This window comes from bacterium, assembly GCA_020444325.1.
Lineage (GTDB): Bacteria > Bacteroidota > Ignavibacteria > SZUA-365 > SZUA-365 > BM516.
Map to the genome: position 1 here is coordinate 66597 of JAHLLD010000006.1, position 25126 is coordinate 91722.

Genomic DNA, 25126 nt, shown 5'->3' on the forward strand with positions numbered 1-25126 from the left:
CATCCTCAAAAAAAACGTGGTGAATGCATGTGACTCGACTTATAGGACAGTAATGGGGTCCCATCGCGGACATATCCGCCGAAACGGCAGACCGACGTTTGCATATGAAATAAACACCTGACCCGGCAGGTTTGTGACATGCAGGGATAAGCCCGTACGCGCTGCGTCGAAATACAGGTACACATTCGGAAAATCCCCGGCGATGATGCGGGCGATCCGAAGCTGTGGTTGCGCCCAGGCTCCCTGCAGCGCAATAAATAACATGATAATGAATGTCAGACGATACACGCGTTTCTCCAATCCGAAGTTCTCTGTCCGCGAAATGCGGTGGACCAATGACCTCGTGTCGTGATCAGGAGAAAGCCTGCACTATGATAGGAATTGGGGAAATCAAAATCAAACCTCGCGCTCTTGATTCCTGCCGATCGGCGGGAACACGGATATCACAGATCACAACGGATTTACACGGAGACTAATAAAAGGCGCCCCGTATTCGGGGCGCCTGGATGAAGATTCGAGTGATGTGTTATTTCTTCAGGAATTTTTTCGTGTATACTCCGTCAGGAGTGCGGAGCATGATATGGTACATGCCCTTGGCGCGGCCGGAAAGATCGAGTGTGGTCTTAATGCGTTGGCCGGAGCCGACAGCGTCACGAAGCAGTTCGGTTTTCCCGAGAATATCGACGAGGAACACGCTGCCTGTCATGCCTGCAGGCATTTCCAGCGAAAGCGTCACGCGGTCGTCCGCGGGATCGGGGTAGACATGCATGACCGGATCCCCCGGCATACGCGTATCATCGACACCCAGCACGGAAATCGTGAGCGGGTCGGAGAGGCTGCTGCAACCATGCTCGTTGGTGATTCGCACCCGGTATGTTCCCGTCGCGACCGCAACATGATACTGATTCGTGGCACCGGGGATATTCTGTCCATTGAGCATCCACTGGTACATCGGACCCAGATCCGTCATCAGAACATCACCCGTACGGTTGATCCGGGGCTTGTCCGGTGCAGGCAGAATCTGCACGAACACTGTGTCCGATCTGCCCTCGCAACCGGCGGCATTTCCTACGGTTACAAAATAGGCGCCGGATCGCATGATGAGGGCCTTCTGTCCCGTCGCCCCGTTGTTCCAGTTATAGTACGTGAAGCCCGCACCCGCATCAAGTATGAGCGTATCGCCGTCGCACAGCGTCTGCGTACCGCCGGGCTGCAGCTGCGGATGCGGAATGGGATACACTTCGACATGCACGGTATCCGACTGTCCACTCTGTCCGGAGGGCGTTTTCACCGTGCACCAGTAATCACCCGTCGTACTTACGGTAAGCGAACGCTGCTCGTAGCCGGTGGACCATTTATAGGAAGCGTATCCTTCCGGCGCATTGAGGGTGACGGTCTCACCTTCGCAGAGCAGAAGATCGTCGTCATGGGTGAGCTGGACCGTGAACGGGATATCGAGTGCGGGGAGTGTGACATCACCACCTGCGATGCAGGCGAAGGCGCCGTTTTCGGTGAACTCCACCTGGATGTTTGCGGTCTTACCGAGCGCGACCGGGTCGTGCTCGAGATACCATTCGATGAACGCTTCCTCATCCGGAGCCAGGGAACCGGGATTGAGCTGCCTTGTGAGCTGTCGTTCGCTGGCGGAGCCGGTGAGCGTAAAGCCGTCGGGGAGAAGAATGCTCGCGATCATCGACCCGGTTTGCGCAGCCCCGTTATTCTTTATCCCGGCGCGCACGGTAAACGGCATCGGGGTATATCCCTTCTGGTCGGGACGAATTTCGATTTCGGGGATATCGAGACTGCATTCGAAGGAGGTCGTTGCAGGAGGCACATAGACCTGCACACAGCAATCGATCGACTTGTGATTGTCCATCATGCCAGTGATGCAGATCATTGTGGAATCCCCTGTGGGAATGGGCCTGGCTGCAACCTGCCAGCTCACCTCCGCGTAATTGCCGGGTGCAATATTCGGTGGTGAGGCAGACTGCTCATCCATCAACGGAGAAACCAGCCGGAGTACTGTCGTATCATACGCGATCTTGAAACGGGCATTCAATGCGTCCGCCTCTCCCGTATTGAAAAAGCGACCGGTTACCGTGAAAGGATTCGGCACATAGTCCGTGATCAATTCCTCCCATGCCAGCTGGCTGGGCCCATCCATGGTGCACGCGACTTCGGGTACCGCGGGCACGATACACACTTCGCCGGACGCCACCTTCGGAATGAAGCAGCCCTGTTCGAAATTCGGCTGATAGAAACTGACCTGTGTGCAGGTGGTATCCTGTACCATCACCGTGCCGAAGGTCAAATTCAAAAGCAATCCGTTCCCGCTGACGGGGATGCGGGCGGCTGTTTGAATATACACGCCCCCTGCGGCGGGACTGACGGTGAAGGGCACGCCGTGGAGCAGATACCCGACGGGTGCCTCAGCCGCCTTGAACTGCAGTTTTGATTCGTCGAAAAGCACGGTAAAGCGGAAGGGATAGAACATCCTGTCATCGATGGGTGTGATGAGCTCAAGTGGAACGTCGACATCCGCGCCTCCTTTCGCATAGGTATCACCCAACTCCATGTACAGATCGGAGAACGTTGTTGAATCCATCGGTGCGCGATAGGTCTTGGTCTCCACATCCGTTCCACCGCAGAAATCTTTCAGCTGCAACTCGACCGAACGATAGCCGCCATCCGCGCAGTCGCGTTCGTACGTGATGACACATTCCTGCATTCCCTGCTGGATGATGGTCATGATTTCCAGGTAGATTGCGGCAAGCTGTCCGGCATTCGGCGTCTGGTAGTAGCGTCCCCCCGTAAGCAGCGCAATCATTTCCAGTTCCGTCGCATTGATGGAAGTACCCAGTCCAATGGTAAACACGGGGATGCGATTCCGGTTCGCGAGGGAGATGATTTCTGCCGGTGTGCGCGTCGAGGAATTGTCGCCACCGTCCGTCATCACAATCACCGCACGACACTGATTGACTCCATTGTTGATAAGCTCGATGATACCGGCGTAGCATCCGTCCCACACCGCGGTGCCCCCTCCGGCCGGGATTCCGTCTACCGCCGAGTACAACAGCGGCTTGAGCGTGGTCATCTGCTGGGCGATGTTCACCTGCGTGTTGAACCAGATAACCGTCGCCTCATCGATCATGCCGTCCATCCCATCGACGAAGGCACGTCCCGCGGCCTTCGCCCCGGCATTCCCGGCGCCGGACATCGAACCGGACGCGTCGAACACCAGCGCCACACTCATTCCGCAACGCACGGAAGGATCCGGACACCACAGCGTGAAATCCTTCACCTCGATATCATTTTCAAAGATTTTGAAATCCTGCTTCGCCATGTTGTACGCGGGATTGCCATTACATCCCACCGAGAAATACAGCTCAATCGTCGGCCAGTTCACCGTCACACGTTTGAAATTCAGGTTGGGCTGTGCGTATGTCACCGACAGCGCAAGCAGGGAAAAAACAACAGTGAGAAGAATGCGTCGCATAGCTACCTCCATAAAAAATGTACCACCGTGCCTGCAGGTTTTATCTGGCACGGCGCATCCACCCGTTAATAATGCAGTCGTGATAAAACCTGTGTTTGTCCTGTATACAATAGATATACAATACAGATCAAAACGTTGAGATTCAAGTGGGGATGGCAGCATGATGACCGCTGGACTCATTTCATCGAGGCGGCGTGTATTTGTTCCGAAAATTTCGGCTTGCTATGTTGGCGAATCACAATCACAGTCTTATTCCATGTACTGATGGGAAACCAATCCGGCATGACACACGGTGTGTGCGCTTCGTGAGTCTGCCCGGAGAGCCGGAACACATGGAATATTGAGCAGGCGAACACGATCAAAGGAACATGATGACTATAAAGACCACTGCAACACAGCCGCCGGCAAAATGGCAACAGCGCCTGATATTCTTCCTCATACCTCTCGGATTCATCATCTCGGCATACCTGCTGTACATGCATATCAGTCCGCAGCTCGGGATGGGCGGAGGAAATCTCTGTTCCATGCTCTTCGGAAATGGCTGCGACGCGGCCTTGATGACGACGTGGTCAGCTTTTCTGGGTGTCCCTCTCGCAGCCTGGGGTATCACCTATTATGTCACGCTCTCCCTCATACTTCTATTTTACCGGCTCACACGTTCAGCGGATGCAGTTCCCGTTCCCGGTATCGCGGTGTTCATCGGTGTCATGGGAGCGGCAGCCGGGATAGCACTGCTGGTCATCATGCTGGGAGGCTGGAGTCCCTTCTGTGCCTTCTGTGCCATTGAACATGGACTGAATCTTGTGTTGGCCTGGCTGTTGCTCAGGGCCAACGGTGAGGGTGTGCTTCGACTCCTCGGACGCGGATGGAGTATCATCCGTGATTTCTTTGCAGGCACGGAAAAGCTCTCAGTATCACAACGACTTTCCGTCGCGGGTGTTTCGATCGCCCTCGTCGTCGCCATTGGCCTCTATCAGTGGGCGTACATCATCGAGCAATCACTGGAGATCGGATCGTTGCAGATCAACGAACAGGCGATCGTCAGGGATCTGCAGCTTCAACGACCTGTGGACATCCCCATCGACTCCACAGACGCTATCCTGGGTGATCCGACTTCTACGTTGAAGGTGGTGCTCTTCAGTGATTTTGAGTGTCCTTCATGTAGAAAATTGGCAAAAGAACTGATGCGCATGTCCCCTCTCTTCGACCAACGTGCCATGCTTGTGTTCAAGAACATGCCACTGGGGAAGGGCTGCAATCCGGCCCTGGAGGAAGACATCCACCCGAAGGCCTGCCTCTATGCACGCGCCGCGGAGGTCGCGCGTCAACAGGGGAAGTTCTGGGAGTATCACGACGACCTGTTCAATGCGGCGATTGCCGGGCAACAACCGAATCTGATTACCCTTGCGACCAATCATGGCATCGACTCACTTACCTTCGTCACGCAGCTCGATGCCCCGGAGACCGCCGCGAAGGTGCGACGTGATGTGGAACTGGCGTTGAAGCTCGGCATCAACGGTACTCCGGCGCTCTATATCAACGGTGCTGCCGTCAATGACATTCGTCCGCGATCCGTGCATTTTCTCCTCGAACACATCATCCGCACCCGTGAAATGATCAATCGGCTGCCCGTGGAACATGTGGATGAGGAATTTGAACAGACCGGAGACTAAGCAGAAGAATTGACTGTGGCATGGGGAGTCAGGGCCTGAGGCAGGAGGCAATCCGCGTCAAAAAAAAACCGGTGGAGCGACACTCCACCGGTAAAAAAAACAAACCTTCGAACATGTCTTAATTCGAGTTGGCCTTGATCGTACAACGGATCATGGCATTTCCTTCCGTGTCAATGACACGCATCGACTCGTTCGTGAGTCCGAGATACGTGTTACAGGTCCATCCTTTTTCGATCACTGCCTGCGACGGGATATAAGCTTCGGCGATGGTGAAATGGCAGGTGAGCTTCGTATTTCCACTCGGAGTGGCAACCGAATGTGTGCTTACCCAGGTTGCACCGGGAGCACCGAGATTGCAACCAGCTTCGGTGATGACGATCGCGCCTTCAGCCTGCGTGATGTTCGGCACAATCATGAAACCGAGCATGAGAACGGCGACGCCGGAGACGATGGCAAGACGAATGGCATTTATTTTACGCATGAGAAACTCCTTTTTTATCTGCTGCCACGTGGTGTTTGAGACTTGCGCGTAGCGGCAGCGTGTACGCACAAAATTTTTACAGCGTTCAATCGTACTCTCACCGCGTAAACGAACGCGGCTTCTTCTCGACTGGCTTGATCCTTTCACCAGTGAACTCGGTAACAAACCGACAAACGGTGCTTCCTTGCCAGTAGCTTTATTTAGGATAATGACTATCCGAATATAGGCTATGATTTCTTCGAACGCAAGTTTTTTTGTGTGGAGACTGCTGCACCGCTTCCTGTCCGCATATGCAATGGCCTCATCACCGAATCCCGTTACTCAAAGCCTCGGGAAATTGTGATGATCTCCCTCACTGCGCGCCTTGCGCCACCCGCCTCGGCGAATGCGCGTGCGATGCGCTCGGCACCGGCCTTTCGCGTCAACGCCTGCCGGACTGCAGCGCGCAGGTTCTTCACATTGAGTTTTCGGAGCGGAAGCATGCTGCCAGACTCGCTGACCTCGGCGCGGCGCGCGGTCTCGGACTGATCGCGTCCGCAGGGGATAACGCAGACGGGAACGCCAGCAGCGAGCGCGCGCTGGGTGCCGCCCATACCACCGTGCGTCACCACGAGATCGATACTGTTCATGATTGCAGCGTGCGACAGGAAGCGGGTGATATGCACGTATTCATGGGGAGCGGTAAACTGTGCAGGATCCAGTGCGGCCGTGGTTACAATGAGACTTCCCTCCTCATCGGCCAGTGCCTGCAGCGCGGTCTCGATGATGGCACCGTCATCCTGTTTCTCGGTGGAAACGCTGACCAGTATCCGGGGTGAAGGAAGCGCGTTGAGCCAGTCCGGCGCCGGGGCAGGAGGTGCCCAGAGTCCGGGACCGATGGGAAGAATATTCTTCGGCCAATGCTCCCGGGGGTACTCGAAGGGTTCTGCGGTACGATACAGCAGGAGATCTGGCTGCGTGTACATGTCATCGAGTTTCGTGAAAGGAAGTACTCCCATCTCCTCACGGATAGCATTGAGACCTTCAAGCTGGGGACGCACGGCGCGGCCGACGAGGGTGTCCACCACGCGATCGCGCAGTCGATGCAATGCGTTCGCGGGGGGAGCAAAACCCGGTCCGAAGGCAGGCGTATCCGCCGAAGCTATGGGCAGGATATACGGCATAAACATCACCCACGGCGCACCCTGCGCTTCCGCGAACGCCGCAGCGCCCCAGGTGTTGACGTCGATGATGAGCAGATCGGGTTGGATGCGCGTAACGGTGTTGCGCAGATCCTGGATTTCAAGAGGCGCCCGCTGAAGCCAGGTGCTGGTGGCGGACTTGAACTGCGCCATGGGATTGCCTTCACGGTAATCTTCGAGAGGCAGGGACTCGATGTCCGGGGAAATGGGGATGTGATAAAGTCCCTCCGCCGATACGACCTCCTTCTCCGCTGCGAGGGTCTGGACGTGGACCTCATATCCCTGCGCTTCGAGTTCGATCGCGATGTCCATCATCGGGTACAGGTGTCCGCGTGCCGGGGATGTATAGATAAGAACAGTGTTCATGCGGCCTCCAGAATATTCCTGACCATGACCGACATCACGCGCTGCACAGCCCGTACGCTGCGACCGAGATCCAGTCGCAATAGCTTCCAGGCGTAAATGTCCGTCGCGACCACAAGCGCATCAATCGTCGCCGTATCGCTGCGAAACAAATGCCTCGCGAAACAGCGGCGCGCCCATCTCCTGTGAAACTCCCTTCCCCTGCGCATCATCTGGGCAACGAACACATCCCCATCCCGCTCCTGTGCCAGGAGGTTGAGGATCAGCCGACCCTCTGCCTCATAGTGCGCGATGAGATCGTCAACGGCCGCTTCGATGCTGTCGTACGCGAAATTCCCCCGCTGCTTCTGCACCCGCGCCGCCACACGCTGCGCGACGGCATTGAAGCAGCCATCCCGCGACTCCATATGCCGCAGCACCGTCTGCACCGTCGTCCCTGCCCCCTCCGCAATCGCCTCAAGCGTGATTTCGGAAATCAACCTGCTCGCAAGCAGTCCCTCCGTGGCGACAAGGATACTCTCCCGCGTCTCCGCGGCCTGCTTTGACCGCCGGGACATATCGTAACGTCGTGTCATCGTCGTTTCTATTTCATGTTAATAAGACTAACATGAATATATGGCGCACAAAATGGAATGTCAAATGACGCGCACGCATCCACTGCGATAACAGCGCGTCCCCCCCCAACACCATCCTGTGCGCGCTGGATACTTCAATTTTACCCCACAGGGTATAAATTGTGAATATACCCTGCAGGGATGTTCGATGAATTGAGGACGAGCGACTATTCAGGTCAGGTTGACAAGAAGTGGACTTCTCTCACCCCAGCCGGTGACGAAAGCGCGACGGCGGGCGCGGGTGACGGCGACGTGCAGCAGCGATCGCTCCATGGTTTCGATCTGCGCGCGGGCAGCGGCGTCTGCAGCAGAATCCATCGCATAGTGCAGAGGCATTGTCGCGGCATCCATACCAGCGACGAAGACGGCCCCGAATTCGAGACCTTTCACACGATGCATGGTGGCGAGGCGAATGCCGGACACACTGCGGTCGTCATGCATGCTGTTGTCGATGATCTTCACTTGCAGGCCTTTGACTTCAAGCGCACCGCTGTAGCGGTTGACCTGCTCATTGGTACGGGAGGTGAGACAGATGTTTCTGTCGTCCACCCCTTCCTCGCGCAGCTCGGCGATGCGGGCGCAGATGAAATCCACCTCTTCCCCGAAGCTCGGGAAATGCTGCACGACAGGAGCGCTGCCGTGGACGAGAGAACGGTAACCATCCAGACTGTCCGCTTCTCCGTCGAGATCGTCAAACTGCCTGCCCTCAAGCAATGCCACGGCCCAGCGGCGGGTTTCCTCCGTCGTACGATAGTTGACGCGCAGGCGGCGCGCACGACCACGAATTTCAATACCGCAGCGACCCAGCACCACGGGCTGACCGTAAATGCGCTGATGCGCGTCACCGACGATGAACATATCATTCGGCTGGGGAGGAACGATAGCGCGCAGCAGGCGATATGTTTCAACACGCATATCCTGCGCTTCGTCCACCACTACCGCACGATACGGGAGTTCGCTCCCGGCACGTTCGATCAGCCCGCGGCATTCACGCGCAACGTCCATCGGTTCCATCAGTCCCTTCTCATCCAGCATGCGGCGGTATTCCTCGAAGAGGGGCCAGATTTCCATGCGCTGCCGAAGTGTGAGCGAGGTACCGCGTCCCGAGCGCTGCGCACGCAAGTATTCCTGCTGCGTAATGATTCCCTGCTCCTGCACCACCCACTCCCACTCATCCCGCAGGAAGGCTGCGGGGTAGTCAAGGGGACGACCACCAAGCACCTGCTCCCAGATGGATTTATTCCCCGAATGAAAATGCAATCCAAACTCATACCCGTTGTGCCGTAGCATCACATCGGCCCAGCGGTCGATGTTGACGACGTCGACGCGCTTCATCTGTTCGTCACTGAGCAGCTGTCTCAGGTTCTCCTGGATATCTGTCGCAAGGTTGCGTGTGAAGGTGGTGAACAAAATGCGCTGTCCATCCTCCACCACATGTTCGAGCAGCCATTTCACCCGGTGCATCGCAGCGACGGTCTTTCCGGTACCGGCACCGCCAAGGACGCGGATGGGACCGTTCGCTTGCATTTCCACGACCTTTCGCTGCGTGGGATGCAGGAATACGCGCCAGTGTTCCAGTGGCGCCTGCAGCATTTCATCCAGCTCCGCGTCATCAGAAAGCAGCCGGAAACGCCGCTGCGAATCGGGATGCGCGAGCGCCGAGGCATAGTCCTCAGCATCAATCTTCGCCTGACGCGCCGTCTCGAGTTCCGCCCACGCTTCCTCCACACTGCAGCCCGCTGCGAGAAGAAGCAATGCCTCCGCCGCTTCCTCGGGGAAGATGGATTCGAGTTCATCGAAATGCGCTTCGTCCTTCACAATGCGCACCAGGGGAAGGAAGGGCTCGGGGATGCCGAGACGAAGGAGGTCTTTGTCCTTCACATGCGCAAACAGGACCTCCTCCCTTTCATCACCGTCACCATTCTCCGCCAGTCGTCCTTCAAGTATCACTTCGTCATACAGCTGCAGTGCGCCGATGGCGGGATTGAGATGCATGCGCTTGCTGCGTCCCCAGTCGTAGGCATCGTCATGATGATCGACCCAGAGGAGGATGAACACATTGCCTTTCGGTTCCTTGAAGACGATGCCACGGTAATCCCTGTCGATGCGAACGGAGCGGAGATTCTCATCGACACTGTCGAATTTCTCAAGGTTGATTCCCGTGGAATCGGGATTGGACTGAAATTTTTTGATGAAATCTTCCGTCTTCTTCTGTTGCGCTTTCGGAAGCCTGCTGTAGGAGGAGAAGAAATCCTTCCCCACTGCCAGTTTTACTTCATGCATGTGTTATCCCTCTCTTCATTTCGTTTCTTTCAGGTGTTCTTTCCAGATTGCCGCGGTCAGGGATTTCCACCCGGAAGACGCGTACTGCTTCGCTGCCGCATCGTCGGCAACAAGAGCGACGAGTGCGTCAGGCCACGCGGCGATGGACTGCGCGACGACTTTGCCGTCGGACGCCAACTCATGCATCAACACGCCCACGCCGAGTCCGGAGGCTTCGAGTCCGCGTACGGCCTGCGCTTCTTCTTCGGTCAGAATTTCCTCAGGCGGGATTTCCCACTCGGCGTCCGGCATGGACTCTTCAGGTATGACATCAGACAGCCACTCCTCCTTCGCATCCTTCATGCCACTGTCGGCAATCATGGCGAAGTTCGGGAGGAATTGCCACAGGTTGACCGCGTGCAGCATACTGTTCCACATTTGCCTGTAAGGCGGATCATCACTGTAGTCAGGAGCATCTCCGAAGCGCAGAAGCAGCTGCAGCTTCTCGTAATCGCCGGACTGCGTCGCCTGCATGGGTATGCTGCGCGAAATGACACCGGCACGGTGTCCGAGAAGTGGAATGTCCATTTCGGAAAAGAGTACATCTCCTGAGGGCAAAACGGCAGGAACGGTCAAGGTGTCGGTGCTCTCCGCAAGCCAGAGTTCCTTCCTGCGCAATTGCACACCGGGAGCACTCCGGAAATCCCTGCCCTTGATACCTGCCAACGCGAATCGCAGCATGTACGCGCGGTAATCGGCCTCGGTCCCGCTGGCCAGGAATTCGAGAAGCATGACGAGGGAATTTTTATTCTCGCTGCCCCTCAACTTCGTCTGCGCCTCGGGCACGGAAGACTGGCCGAGGAGACGCCCCAACATGTCATCCTCCGTTGTGAGGAAGGGACACGCGGGCGTCTCTTCCTGCTTTTCGTAGCGCTCAAGATCGTCCCAGGTGATGGACCATACATGATAGCGTCCCGAACGCAGCAGGGCCATGCGCTGATTGAGGTCGGTACCGACGCGTCCGGGACCGTTGGACTTCATTGCGTGATACTCGAATCCATCGGTAAACACGACGACCGGCTTGATCGGTGCATTTTCGTCGAGCGGATAAATGACGAAATCCGCACGAGAAGGAATGGCCACCTGCTCAGCTGCCCCGAGGGACTGCTGGAACACCAGCCCATACTCCCGTGTGCCGATGCGCATGCGGTAGCCATCCATGCCGTGAATGAATCGGCGCGTTCTGCTCACGGGCTTGCCTGCGGGACGAGCGGCAAAAAGCATGTTGACGAAGTAGCGTTCCAGCTCGCTCTCCAGCAGGGGAAATACGCTGATCTCATCAATACTCTTGACCTCGTGCAGCGATTCCCAGGCACCGAGAATGCTCTCAAGAATATCCTCAGCCGCTTCGCGGGAAATGTCTGCCATATGATAGCTCAGGCGATAGGCGTACAGGCAGCTGTAACAGCCGTCCTTTCCCTCCTTCCGGCAGCTGCATTCGCGCAGATGATTGAGTGCGCGTGTGAATACATCACGAAGGACGTCCGTGTTCTGCAGCAGTTCCTTCAGGTAGCCGGTGCCGCCCGGGACCACGTCATAAAGGACGAGGTACTTCTTCATCACCGCCGTCTGTGGCATGGGCTCCTGCATGACCGTGGTCTGCAGATGATCGATGTTGCCCTGGAATCTGCTGCGCAGTCCGAGTAGCAGCGCGGCGACGAAAGAGTGTTCGAGTTTGCTCGAAGCAAGCAGCGAAGTGGCGGGCAGCAACATGCGTATCGCTTCGGTGGAGAACTCGCGGTACAGGTACAGCATTTCCGCGAACTTCGACGCATCGTCTTTGTCCCTGTACCTGCAGCTGCGCGTATGCTTGCGACGGTTGCGCTCATTCTGCACGCGTCCGCACTCGCGGCAAACGAGGAAACCCGGACGCGCGACCTCACGTCCCGCGATGCGCACATGCTCCCCTTCCTGGTTCTCCTCGCCAAAATTGATGTCCACGAATCGTGCGCTGCCAACGTACTCGAAGCCGAAGGGCACTTCCTCGTTTTCAATTGCCCAGGCGCTCGAGATGGATGCCGGGTCGGGCTGCACAAGCGTATCGCGTTCGTAAAACGTGGGCGAACGATCATCATGCTCATCCCACGAACGGCTTTCACGATCTGACGTTGTGGCGAGCACCTGCCGCAGCCGTAGCAGACGGCGTTTTTGCTTCGCGTCTTTCCAGCCATGCGTGCCGCAGTGGGGACACCCACCCGTTGCGTTTCCCTGCTCTTCGCGCTCTGCGTAGGTGCAGGCGGGACAAAAACGCCAATCCTCAGGCTCCGAAAGCCGCAGGTTCACCTGGTCCACCACAACACGCCGTCCCCCGGCATAGAAACTGCTGCTCGGAGCCAGTTCCTTGATCGCGGCGGCGGCGGGACGCTCATACTCGTAATGCCAGGTGCTCATTTTCTGTCCCTCAACGCTCCCGCTCATCGCGTGCCGGTAAATCACCGAACGCAGCATGATGCCGGCTTCCGGAAAAGCATAGTTCGGAAGAAAACCTTCGTCTGTAAGGAACTCGAGTATGTGCTTGGATCGAATATCCTTGAGAATTGCCAGCAGACCCTGCTTCTCCGTCAGCAGTTCATGCATGAGTACATCCCGCTGCTCCCCTGCGGCGGGATCGTCGGCCAGTTCCTTGAGTTGTTTCTCGAGTCCCTTCACCCTGTTATCCATGTCCCGCACTTCCTTCTGCTGCAGGTGCAGACTGTGCTCGATACGATAGCGCATGTCCCCTAACTCCGCACCGTCACCATATACATAGCGCCGCAGGTACTGCTCGGTGGACGAGTCGAGTTCACGCGCAAACATGGCGCGGAAATCTGCAAACAGCATGTCACGCTTTTCCTCAGCGAAGTGGAAAAACGACCACGGGAAGCGTGCTTCGTCTTTTTTGTTGAGCGAAGTGAGAACGGGTCCAAGCGTCGAGGGTATGTCATGCTCATCGGCTCCGTCAAGCACCCAGCGGTCAAAGCAGTACGCGGTGAACTGCCGTTCGAGTACTGCGGGTGCGCCCAGAAAACATCCCGGGGGCTGAATCGCACCTGAAATCATCGCATCGGGTTCGGCGAAGAAATACTGATCATGCGGTTTGGCCGCAGCCACGGTGATATTGAGCGCATTGCCGTCACGTCTGCCCGCGCGTCCTATTCGCTGCACGTAACTCGATTGCGAGGGAGGGACCGAACAGAGAACAACGGTGGAAAGGTCACCGATATCCACGCCCATTTCCAGCGTTGGCGTACAGCTCAGGAGGTTGGGATCCCAGGGTTTCGTGCCCTGCATGAAGCGCTCTTCCACCAGCTTGCGTTCCCCGCTTTCCAGCAGTCCGGTATGTTCGCGCGACACCAGCCGGCGCACGTCGCCTTCGCCATATAGCGATGCGTAGTACCCGCCGCCACGATGATCTTCCGCATAGCGTCCGCGGCAGGAATAGCGCATGCAGGGACTCTCTATCCACGTATCCCGCTGCGCATCAGGAACAGATTGTGCGTGTCCGCAGCTCGCGCAGCGCAGCTGCAGTACTCCGGTCCCGACCCGAAACGCGGTGGGTTGCAGCGCCCAGGCGTTTCCGCCTTTTGTATCGAAGGGAAGCAGAAGCTCGTATTTCTCCAGCAATGCGACCGTATCGCGCAGCATGTCGGGGAGCCAGGATTCGAAGAGTTCGTCCGTTCCTGCAAAGCATTTGATCGCCCAGTCCTCATACCAGCTCTTGCGTCCCGTGCGCGCGACGAGCACATCAAAGCGGTCATTTTTCCCATCGATGAGAAAAGCGGGGGCGCGGCTTGAAGGACCGAAGTTCGGCAGATGATGTGCGTCGTTGAGCAGCCAGGTGTTCCCACCCTGGGAGATATAGTGCGCGAGATCCTGCTGATACAGCGCACCCCGAATCTTCATCTGCGTCAGCATGCCGAGCAGGAAACGCACGACGTCTGCGCGTTGCACCTCGCGCAGCACCCCGTATTGTTCTCGAAGCTGCGTGTGCAGGGTGTCCAGCGTCCTTGTGAGCGCCTCCAGATCAGGCCCGGCAACTGAGGAAGCGCTTTTCTCCAGCGTGCGTCCAATGCGCGACGAAAAACCGTATTCCGCAAAGATCTCCCACTGAATGCGCTGTTCGATCATGTTCAACAGCGCACTTCCTTCGGGGAGCCTGCCTTCATTGCGATAGTATTCCCAGTCCTCCATCCACTCCATATCGGGTGGAATAAAGGTTGCAAGGAATTCGTCCATCGAATGACTCTGCCGCCACGAGCGGATGAACGCGCGGGGAAATTCCTCGAGCGTAAGAGGACGCTCGAGGGATTGCACGAATTGCTGCAGCGCGGTGCGCATGTTGAAACGATACGTGCGAGCGGTGAAGAAGCCAGCCCGATGTGAAGCGTCCTGCACCGAATCCGAAAACGCGAGCAGTTTCTTGTCCTCATTGAACGGCGAGGCGAAAAGCTGCGCGTTGACAACGGATATAAGGCTCGCAGCGCGGGAACCGACAATGGTCATGCTGTCAGTACCTTCGCAGTAGGGACAGTCATGCACGCCTATCGTGCGATTGCGCAGCGTGCGCGCCTTTCGCCAGATGAGGACGGGAATGGGATCCGTATCACTGCCGCAGTTGCGGCACTCCTGCGCAGGCTGTTTGTCCACCGCCAGGCAGTCGGGACACAGGTGCCACTGCTCGTGCCGCAACGCCCGCGCATTGCTTTCGGGGAAAAGAAAGGCCACGTCGAGCGACTGCGCGAAGTAGCGTGAATAGAACTCCTGCAAGCCCTTTCGCACTTTGCGCTCCACATCCGGCAGTACCGCACCCCATGCCGTGGCGCCACATTCACGACAGTGCAGCAGCGGCAGCGCCTGGTCGAGATGTTCTTTTGTCAGTTCATCGGAGAGGCGGAGTTCAGGACGTTCGCCCACGGTGCAGACCAGGCGGCGCAGTTCACGGAACCACAGCTGCTGACGGACGTGCAGCCATGGACCGCCATCGCCATCGCGGGCGGCGGAGACGCAGGCCGCAAGGCTTTCCACTGCGGCAGCCAAATGTTCAAACTCCGGCACACGTACATCATGCAGTTTCTGCATATCCTCACCTACAGGATTATGCAGTTTCTGCATATTTTCTCCGCCGTGAGTATGCAGTTTCTGCATATCCGCGGCAAAGGTGGAGTACAACGCATGCATATCACGCGGCCTGCCGTCAAGGCGGGAGAGCAGATACTGGAACAACGGGACCTTCCGGAGTTCTTCAGCGAGACGCGTGCGCCAGGACGCATCATCAGAGCGCCATTCCGAACCCGGTGTTGATGTCCACACCGCTGCCTGGCGCAGCAGATACGCTACCGGCGGCTCATTATCCTGCAGAAGCAAATCCGCCTTTTCCGGTAACTCGGGTGCCGAAGGAAGCTGCTTCAGCCCGAGAAAGTCCAGCGCAGGGACAGTGGATTCCGTAATCACCGCATCCGTGTCGAACTCTTCACCGAACACGCGGGCGGCATAGTCCCGCAACGCATCGCTGTTCTGTTCCGAACCCAGCGTGGCGGAAGTACCGACGCAGCAGAGATGCCGTTCTGGCGTTCCGAGGCGTGACTTCATGCGGCGGAGCAGGCAGGCGAGATCCGTCCCCTGCGCGCCATCGAAGGTATGGAGTTCATCGACGACCAGGAAGCGCAACGTCTCCGGTCCATTGAGTGTCCACAGCCGTGCGTCCCTGGGACGCAGCAACAGGTAGTCAAGCATCTTGTAATTCGTGAGGAGGATATCGGGCGGATCCCCGCGCAGCACCTCACGATCCGTCACGACCGAATCGGGGGTCATCACTCCGACCGGTGTCTCTCCCTGCTGTCCCACATACAGTCCCGCCCGCAAATGCTGGCGAAGTTTGTCATTTCCATGAATGATGCGTGCGATACGGCGGGACTGATCCGTCGCCAGCGCATTCATCGGATAGATCAGTATGGCCTTGATGCCGGGCACGCCCTGTCGCCGCATCTGCAGGCAATAATCCAGCACCGGGAAGAGGAAGGACTCCGTTTTCCCTGATCCCGTCCCTGTCGCTATCAGTGTTGACCGCGGATGCAATCCCCCCAGCCTCTCGAACGCTCTCTGCTGATGTCGGTACGGCGGGAAACCCATGGGGATGTCGGGGAAATACGTGCGCGCATCCCCCTGTTCAAACGGGAGGCGAATGGAGAGGAAGGGTCCGCGGAAGATTTCCTCGTCGCGATGCACGAAGTCCGAGATCACATGCGCGAAATGCGCCGTGGTCACCGGGAAGGTGGTTTCGAGGAAGTCTCCTATCCCCTGACGAATCTGCCTGCTGAGAATGGTTGGGAGCATTAAAGCCGTAACCTGTTCCTTTATTGGTAATATACGGGGAAGGGGAACACGGATGCACACATATCCTACAGATTTTCACCCGTCTTCGTTCTCGTCCCGTTTCACGGGACAGAACTACGCCGTGGCAGGCTGGAAATCAGATGGGCGCCGCTACGCGGCGCGGGGAGGACTGGCAATGCTGTGGTTCGCACAATGATTTCTTGGTAAATCCGAATGCGAGATCAACAGCACTTCTATAACCGTTGGTATTGGTCTTGACAAACTGTAGCCTGCTGGCTACATTCGTTCATGATCGAAGTTCAGAAAACGGACGCTTTTGCGAAGTGAAAAAACACACAACGACCCCGTACGACGTCGCTGAACACCTCCGTACCCCTGAAGAAATGGCTGCCTACCTTGAAGCCTGTTTTGAGGAAGCCAATGGAGATACAGCATTCATTGCAAAGGCACTTGGGGACATCGCCCGTGCACGCGGCATGTCGCTTGTTGCGAAGGAAAGCGGGCTCTCGCGTGAAAGTCTCTACAAGGCGCTGTCCGGCAAGCGAAGTCCCAGTTTCGATACGATTCTCAAGGTTATGACGGCCCTGGGTCTCAAACTCCACGCGGTGCCCGCGCAAAGCTGAGACGAGGGTGACCGTCGAACATCTGCTTCGCGGCGGTGCTGCCGACGTTACGCAGCAGTTTCGTGACTTCTTCGCCAAGAAGGATGACGGCTTTCGGCCGGGCCAGTTCAAGTTCGATTTTCAAGAATGAAAATATTTATCGGCGACAGGAACAGCCCGTTTCTTCCCGATGGTGGCGAACTTCGCCGTTGGGTACGCGCTGATTATTCTGCCAGAAAGCCGACCTGGAACACAATGCAGTTTTGAAAGAAATCGCTGCCATTGTTGTCAAGCGGCAGACGCACCTGTATCCCGGGATAGACATCCCCGAGATCCAAGCTCATTCCAAAGACAAGGTGATGGGCCAACCCATCCTTGATTCCAAAATTTTCCGCAGTTATTGCTGCGAGGCCCGAGTAGCCTACCAGAAAAAATAACCGTCCCAGCTGATAGCTGGCTTGAGCAGTTACGGACAATCCAACTTCAAGATTGCCATGTGCTGTCGGAATGAAAAACTGAGGACCACCACGGAAACGCGCAGTTATCCCCCATTCTGTCGAAGGTGGTCGATAGTTCACCAGCGCTTGCGCTGTGACATATCGCGCGTCCCCGCTGACGCCAAGGGGGCGAAAAGCCCCATAGCGTTCAATATCCGACCAGAGCCCGATCATTATCGCATTGAGGTAGCTCAGATACTCCCAGTATCCATCCTGTTCAGCATTGTCCTGTTCTGGTGGAATCATACTTCCGGTCGTGGGGAGACGTGTTCCTACTTCGAAATAGAATTCACGCTCTTCTGAACCGATTTCAAGGCCGGCGTATATATTCCCCACAAGTGTTTGTGTGTACTCACGTGATTGCTCAAGTACTGTAGTTTCCCCAGTATACTCCGGGGTCACCTTCCATGTCCCACTTGTATAGACAAAAGGAACTTCACTCACAATTTTCATTCCCTGGTCGAGCTCGAAGATCATGTCTATAAAATAGGTACCTGACATGAAATTATTCTCGCTACCGGATGGTGCGATCGGCTTGAACCACTCGACGGAAATTTGGTTGTCATGTCGCGGCTGCATCCATACAGGCTGCGCATCAAGATGCACGGGCAGAACCGCTAACAGCAACGCGACTGTTGCCACCCACGCAAAATCTCGCTTTGTCATTCGAGGTCTCCAGAAGAGTTCGTTGCCTTGATCGGAACCGGGACAATGACCTGTCTGCTCAGTGCAGATTCGGTGCCGCCCTCAGCTGAAACTTTGACTGTATACGTATATTCGTGAGCATCCACGAATGAAACATCAATGTATTCACGCTTCGAGGCAGGAACAGAGCGATACTCCGTAAGCCCGCTCCCGTCGGCATCCCTGTACAGAACAAACCAGAATTTCTCATCCCGATTTGGTTCGTATTTCCATGTCACTCGCACCGCGTGATGGACGGAGTCATACACAGCTGAGAACGCTGTAACACCGCGGCATATCCCGGATGTGTACGGAAATGCAATTGTGTAGGCTGTATCTGAAACATTCCCACTGGAATCGAGAGCGATCAGTTGATATGAATAGCGCACTCCCTGCGCAACCTGACGATCCGTAAACACTGCCGTGTCCGCTGGCAACTTCGCCAAAAGGACGGGTTCCCGGACCATATCGCTGCTTCTGTACAGATACTGGCTTGCGACATCCTCCGCTTCACTTGGGAGCCACTCCAATATCACACTGCTATCAGCCACGTCTACATTCGTGAAGATCGCCATTTCCGGGGAAAGACGATCCGGCAATTGGATCTGAATTGTCCCTGCGGGAGACGAAATATTTCCATGGTAATCAAGCGCAACGATATCATAGTATTTACTGCGGGTAATAAAACTCAGGTCCAGGGTATCCTTGTAGCACTCCCCGGCTACCAGTTCCGGTGTAAGGGCGGCTTGTTCATGCGTTGGAGCATTCGACCATAGAATTCGGTACCCCGCCACGTCAGGCTCCGGGGAACGCGTCCACTGGAGTTCCAGCAGACCTGTGGAATCTATGCTTCCTCTGAAATCGGTGGGGGGCGAAGGTGGAATGGAATCAGCAACGACGAGTAACGCGGGATCCGAATAGCTGGTGTTGCCGGATGAGTCGCGGGCCGCGATCCTGTAGTACGGTTTCGCGATGTCAGGATGCAAGTCGATATAGAGCGTATCAGTGCGAGGCAGGTCCTGTTCGGTGATGAGCTGAAATACGGTATCACGGAGCCCACTGCGCTCGATGCTCCACGCCCGTGCATCCCTAGCAGAGTCAGCTGATGCATCCCACACAATACGGACCGCTCCATCCTCCTGTTTCTCAAGCCGCAATATGGTCGGAGGAACAGGTGGAGTGCAATCACGTGGACGCAATTCAACGACTGATGCCTCTCCATACATACCGAGCCGCGTCAGACCGCGAATCCGGTAAAAGTATGTCTGCCCGTTTCTGAGGTTCATGTCCTCGAACTGCAGTTTCGATCCCGGCCCTGTTTCAGTCTCAGGCACAAGCAAAGGACTCATCTCGAGCAGGGCATATGTCGAACCGCTGTCGTCAGATCTTGCGATCTCGTAGTATGGATACGGGTGATCGGTAGGTTGCACCCAGCTGAACACGCCAGATTGTTCTCCTCCCTCGGCCGCGAGGCCAACTGGAGCTGGTCCGGGCGAACAGTCATCAATCGTAATCCCGATACTGGCCGTGTCAAGACTTTCCCCGCCAGTTGCTGTGAGTGCCATAACACGATAGAGATACTTCCTTCCCCTCACAACGTGATGGTCTACGAAACGCATACCTACGGCTTCCGCGGTGAGAGGATCAACATTCGCAGCGAGGAGAAGAAATTTGTAATCCTCAAGGGGGGATCGGTCAACGTCATCGTCTTTCTCTGCCGCTTTCACTTCATTGTACAGTTTCAGTGAATCGTCATAGAGCCTGAGAAACGCGATCGTAGACCATGAACCGAGTTTAGAAAGTTGTATCGCCCACTGCCTGTAGCTCCACGGCTTGATGGGAACTGCGCTGAGCTTCAGCCAATCGGAGGAAGCTGCTGCTCGAGCAGGAGAAATATCTTTCCTCTCGAGAAGGTAGCCGCTCACGGATGCGCGTTTCCATAGTTCCAACGTGAGGGGCGCCCATCGGATGACTACAGAGTCGGATGAACAGGCAGCAAAAATACTCAGGATTGGCAGGGAATCAGGGACAATTCTGTTAGGCGAGCTTTTTGAATTTGCTACGGTTCCCTGTGAGCTTTCAGGAAATCCGGAGCTCGATGCTGTATCCACAGATAGCATGGTCATGATAACAGCAAAGAAAAACAGCAATCTGTGAGCAGAAAAACACCAGCATTGGTTCCACTCAGGGCTATCGGAAGGTGTGGCCGAGTATGGACGAACGAGAAGTGCTTTATCCTTCATTGCAGTAGCCTATAATTCAGCAGGATGAGTTCGATATCTAGAGATGAATACCATGAATTCACTTCGGATTGCACCTGTTGCCAAGCGTGAGATTCAATCCCTGTTTTATCTTGATATGAGGAATCACCGTGCAGTCAATGTTAATATGTGTCGCTGCCCAGAGCGGCTTCGGTCCGCCAAAGCTGAAAGTCCTTTCCAGGCGCCCCAGACTCAGCCGCTTCGACCCACCGGGAATTTCCACAGCGCACGTCGTCACTCCACACGGATAAGGGATTCCATACGCATAGCATATCTTGGGACATGGAATGCGAATCCCAGTGTCAAATCCATCCCACTCCACTTTTAGCCAGGGCGTTACGCTCGATTTCAGCGAGCCATTCATGTACCAGCCATAGAAACCAACGGGCTTGTATCCGCCACACTGCATTCCCTTATAGTGTAAAAGTTCAGCATCGCAAAAAGCTGCAAAATCCAGGCCAGCACACATCTCAAGGTATGAATATGGAATGCACCTGGAGATCGTCCACTCAAGCTTCAATCCCGCGTACAGTCCATCCGACCGTCCGCTTCCGAGATCATTTCCCACGAGGAAATACGCCTTGATTCTACCAAAAGGGTCCAACCGGACTTCCGCGCGCTTCGGCGGTGACCCAAGCTTGAAAAACCATTTCTTTTCTGGTATATCTATTTTCAGTCTGGCTGTGGGATTGTTTGACTCGAGACGTGGAGTTCTTGTCAGGTTCTGAACCGCCCTACCGAAAATCCCTCCCCCGGATTGCCGAGGTTCAGGAGGGGGGGTGATGAGCTGTAAACGTCCATCGATAATCTGATCATCCAGGTCGTAGTCGATGCGTAATTTGAGTTTTGCGACGTATTTTTCTCTTTTATCGATCGGTGCGAGCAGATACCCTTGCCCGTTCAGCGAAAGCGTTGACATCCCGCCGTGACGGTTGAACTGCGCAATAACGTCCACATCACAATTGAAACGATTCGCACCCGCCTCTGGCATGGGAGCGAATGTGCCCATCATTTTCAATCCGAGTGAAGCATCCGCATCCGGCAGATATGTATACCCCGACATGCTCGTTCCTATCGATGTCTTATGTAACTCACCCGATGTCACAGGAAATTTTGGATCCTTCCCGGTCCTGGACATATGATACCATGCGCCACCTCCGAGACCGTACCATCCGATGCTCTGTGTAATGGGATAAGGATCTTTGAAAAGCGTACGGGTGTCGAAAAACCAGTACCGCAGGCGGTCGTTTGCCACGCCCTTCGCTTTCACATTCCCTGCCTGGAAAATCCCATCCACGTGCGAGATGAGTCCGCGTTTTAACGAAGCCACTGCTGTCCCGCGGAAGCCATGACCGTAGTTATCATCCCCGTGGTAGAAGTGAATCTCTCCGTCCAGGTGCATGTAACTCGAAACATCCACATCGATAGATATGTCCTCAACCTGATGTCTCTTGAATTCTGGCTGAGGGACGCCATTTTGCTCCGAGATCTCCCCAAGTGCGGAAAATCCCCCCTCGCACGACCACGCAGAGGTCCCATTTGCAAAGGTGTAGCTCAGTGGAAGTGTCAATGAGTATGTCCTGTCTGCGCTTGATGCATTCGTTGGTGATTGGTCTCGGTTGGAGGAAGATGAGGGCTTTTGAGCTCCACGTTTCCGTATTCGGGGACTCCCCACCACCGCGACCGGGAATCCCGCTACCGTGATCTGATTCGCGTCCTCCTTCGCATCCACCCACCAGTCTCCAGAAATGAACCGCAGTCCAGTATCGTTCTGTATGATCTCGAAATCCTGAAACCGAAGCCCAGGGATTCTGATCAAGGGAATACTTGATTCTCCGCTTCGTAAATCCATTGTTCCATGAATCAATAATGTCGCGGAGAAATTTCCAGACGCCTGTTTCCGAAAATTGATGGACGCATTTTTCTGTACAGTCATGCGAGCATGCCAAAGTGACGCCGGAATGTCCCTGCTTGTCAACCTCCCTTGATAGGAGGTTTTATGTGAGGCCTTATACAGCGATTGTAGTGAACAACTATAGGGTATCGGTTCTGTTGATATTGGTACACGTAAGGATCCATTAAACGTGCTTTTGACAACGGAGTTATTTCGAATCTTCAGATGCGCATCCTCGATCGTCGTCAGCCAGCCTCCAATCTGTGCACCAGTGACTTTCCCTACTACAGCCTCCTGATCGATTTCCGCAGACAATCCGTTTTTCGAGATGAACAGACCATTTACCGGGATCATTACGCCTTTTCCATTCGGCCTGCGAATCAGCTCATGTGTTGCTTTACAGAATGTCGAGACAAATCCTCTTCTTCCCGCTTTGCCTCCTGAGGAGGAGATCCAGGATGGATACATGGCGTTCTCGGGATCATTTGTCGACGAAGCATCGAAAACAATCTTATCCGCGGAAAATTTCATTCCCGGCAGATCGGTGGCGACAATGTCGCAGGGAAACTCTGCTTTCGCTATCCAATCAGAAAGATTCTCAACTGTCGTCTGAATGCGAGCGGTGACCCTCGATTGCGCTTTTGCATCGATTTCGCCTGTGGATGAAACTGGAAGCAGCCATGAACGGGGGAAACGTGCATGAATATCTACATGGTACCCCTGAAGACCATTGCAGTTCAGGACAACAGAATTTTCTTCCTTATTCAAGGTGTATCCGATTGTGCTATTGGAGCTGAACTCCTTCGTCTCAATAAGTGGAGCGGAGACATTTCCATTGTCAAAGCCATCGGTATGCATGCAGCAGGTTCCTGCGTATACCAGTTTCGCGTCAGCATACGGCAGCCACGTCGAAATATCCTCGACATACGACATACGTAATTCAGCACGAGTGACATCAAAGGTCATTCCTGTGACAGCGATAATATTTCTTTTGCCATAAGTGACATTATCGAAGCCGATGGGGAATTCTACTTCTTTGCCGTACAACTGGCTCGTCCATCGTGTTGGTGTCGCGCACAGCTCCTGCATTCGCTGGGCGAAATCTGCTGTAGATTCAGTCGAAGAAGTTTCCGGCGGAACAGACTCCGCCTTGCCCTGAATAACCTGTCCACTGCTGTTCACCGTCAGTCCAGTGAAGGTGACCGGTACCCTGATCTCGTTGAGAAATGGGACACTTACGAAACCGCGTCCCTGGAGTCCTCCATTTATGTGGGACATCTCGCTTAGGAGGAGCTGAAATTTCCCTATCGTGATTGTATCACCAGTCGAAAATTGCGGTGAGGCATCAATACGATTATCCGGTATTTCAGCGATACAGGAACTTTCGCAGCTCGCTATCAGCGTTCCCTCTTTCGTTTTATTCGTGAACCTGCCGCGCATGCTGGTCACGCTGGGTGAGATGCACCCGGTACCATCGTTCCGAACAGTTGTGGCATCGTAGGCCAAGGTGCATTCCCAAGAGTATCGTCCCCAGAAATCAGGCGCAAACGTTACTTCTGATCCAGGGTAATTGACAAATCGAAGCTCACAGAGGTGTCTGTCACGCCATTCCCTCATCAGTACTTGACTCGTGCCATTCCCTGTGAATGCTACATCCAACACGGCCTCCGCCTGTATCGATTGCCAGTTCGCTTTCGATAATCTCTGCGCGATTTTCCATATTCGAAGCCGACCGCCAGTAATTGCTTCCTGGTGGATACCATGATCAAGCTCCAAGGTGAAGCGGGGGAGCCCTCCACTGATACTGGCCCCATCCGCCGGTGAAAATGGGGCCATTGTAAAACAGTCTGCATCAAGCGTCTGACAAAGAAATGAGCAGACCTCGCTTTCCCCTTCATTTCGAAATGCAAGTCGGTTGTTGAGATCATAGGCACGAACACGCCAGGCGTACCACCTACCGGGTTCGAGAGCGGGATCTGCAGCTGTGTACTGATACACGGTTGAAGTCAGGTCGCGTTGAATGAAAAAGGGAAATTCTCCCGGACTTTCGATGGCTGTCTCAGGCGTCTTCCCGTTCAGCACGGGAACAATGATGAGTTCATAGCGCAGGCTGGCCATTGCCTCTGGTGGAATCCCTGCAACTGGTGTAGACCACTGGAATTGCACAATCTGTGGCTGCGGCAGTTGAACGGGATCACCGCATGGAGGTGTGATCAGCTGAGGGACCTCCCCGTACTGGATTTGAATTGTCTGGCAGCCGGCAGGTGCAGGCGAAGAAAGAGGAGCTTTCGTGTCATAATCCAACGCCTGTGCACAGATTGTGTAATTGCCTTCCGGCAGTCGGCCCGTCCGTGCGACCTCGTCACGAAGCGCCCCGTGTCCCTCAACCTGATCCTGGTTGAATATGGTGTAGTCGTATCCATTCAGCATCATGATTCCACCGGCCTCGATGGTGAACATCCGCATAGACTGATCCTGCCTGGTGCGAATCTGAAGTCCTCCGGCGTCATTTTCAAGTGTGCCTGAGAGCCGAAACTCGTACCGCTGATTCAAGTCTGTATTGCGCACGGTCACTTGAATCCGTTCAGGGTGCGCCTCCCAGTCTGCCAGGAGCGGGCTCCACGGCGTAAGAACCTGTGTTGTAACCTCCAGGGGATACTGCTGTGCCAGGCCTGTTTCTGTGCACATCAGGACTGGCAAGAAAACAAGCAGAGCGAAAGACGTGGCGAAGCGTTTCATGGGTAGT

General features: G+C 55.3%; 12 protein-coding genes. 2 read left to right on the forward strand and 10 right to left on the reverse strand.

The window, feature by feature from the left end; all coding sequences use genetic code 11:
• Positions 1 to 526: 526 nt before the first annotated feature.
• The gene (locus KQI65_09730; GenBank protein ID MCB2205016.1) at positions 527 to 3496 is read right to left on the reverse strand and encodes a VWA domain-containing protein; all 2970 of its coding nucleotides are present in this window, start codon (positions 3494 to 3496) and stop codon (positions 527 to 529) included.
• Between the two features lie 371 nt (positions 3497 to 3867).
• On the opposite strand from KQI65_09730, the gene KQI65_09735 reads away from it, so the two are divergent.
• On the forward strand, positions 3868 to 5169 hold the full coding sequence (locus tag KQI65_09735) for a thioredoxin domain-containing protein (protein ID MCB2205017.1): 1302 nt from the start codon (positions 3868 to 3870) through the stop codon (positions 5167 to 5169).
• A 118-nt stretch (positions 5170 to 5287) separates the two neighbouring features.
• Here KQI65_09735 and KQI65_09740 read toward each other — a convergent pair whose 3' ends face one another.
• From KQI65_09740 to KQI65_09760, 5 genes are all read right to left on the reverse strand, one after another.
• On the reverse strand, positions 5288 to 5650 hold the full coding sequence (locus tag KQI65_09740; GenBank protein MCB2205018.1) for a hypothetical protein: 363 nt from the start codon (positions 5648 to 5650) through the stop codon (positions 5288 to 5290).
• Positions 5651 to 5967: 317 nt separating this feature from the next.
• On the reverse strand, positions 5968 to 7197 hold the full coding sequence (locus KQI65_09745) for a glycosyltransferase (protein MCB2205019.1): 1230 nt from the start codon (positions 7195 to 7197) through the stop codon (positions 5968 to 5970).
• Entirely contained in the window at positions 7194 to 7769 is a 576-nt protein-coding gene (locus KQI65_09750) for a TetR/AcrR family transcriptional regulator (protein ID MCB2205020.1), read from the reverse strand. Before KQI65_09750 ends, KQI65_09745 begins: the two co-directional genes overlap by 4 nt.
• A gap of 210 nt (positions 7770 to 7979) precedes the next feature.
• Positions 7980 to 10091 (reverse strand): AAA family ATPase, encoded by a 2112-nt coding sequence (locus KQI65_09755; GenBank protein ID MCB2205021.1) that lies wholly within the window; start codon positions 10089 to 10091, stop codon positions 7980 to 7982.
• A gap of 15 nt (positions 10092 to 10106) precedes the next feature.
• Positions 10107 to 16442 (reverse strand): DEAD/DEAH box helicase, encoded by a 6336-nt coding sequence (locus tag KQI65_09760; GenBank protein MCB2205022.1) that lies wholly within the window; start codon positions 16440 to 16442, stop codon positions 10107 to 10109.
• Positions 16443 to 16765: 323 nt separating this feature from the next.
• On the opposite strand from KQI65_09760, the gene KQI65_09765 reads away from it, so the two are divergent.
• On the forward strand, positions 16766 to 17065 hold the full coding sequence (locus KQI65_09765) for a putative addiction module antidote protein (GenBank protein MCB2205023.1): 300 nt from the start codon (positions 16766 to 16768) through the stop codon (positions 17063 to 17065).
• Here KQI65_09765 and KQI65_09770 read toward each other — a convergent pair.
• From KQI65_09770 to KQI65_09785, 4 genes are all read right to left on the reverse strand, one after another.
• On the reverse strand, positions 17034 to 17189 hold the full coding sequence (locus KQI65_09770) for a hypothetical protein (GenBank protein ID MCB2205024.1): 156 nt from the start codon (positions 17187 to 17189) through the stop codon (positions 17034 to 17036). The genes KQI65_09765 and KQI65_09770 overlap by 32 nt on opposite strands.
• A 79-nt stretch (positions 17190 to 17268) precedes the next feature.
• The gene (locus tag KQI65_09775) at positions 17269 to 18207 is read right to left on the reverse strand and encodes a hypothetical protein (protein ID MCB2205025.1); all 939 of its coding nucleotides are present in this window, start codon (positions 18205 to 18207) and stop codon (positions 17269 to 17271) included.
• Complete coding sequence (locus tag KQI65_09780; GenBank protein ID MCB2205026.1) at positions 18204 to 20150, reverse strand: hypothetical protein; 1947 nt, start codon at positions 20148 to 20150, stop codon at positions 18204 to 18206. Before KQI65_09780 ends, KQI65_09775 begins: the two co-directional genes overlap by 4 nt.
• A gap of 376 nt (positions 20151 to 20526) precedes the next feature.
• The gene (locus KQI65_09785; GenBank protein ID MCB2205027.1) at positions 20527 to 25119 is read right to left on the reverse strand and encodes a hypothetical protein; all 4593 of its coding nucleotides are present in this window, start codon (positions 25117 to 25119) and stop codon (positions 20527 to 20529) included.
• Positions 25120 to 25126: the final 7 nt, after the last annotated feature.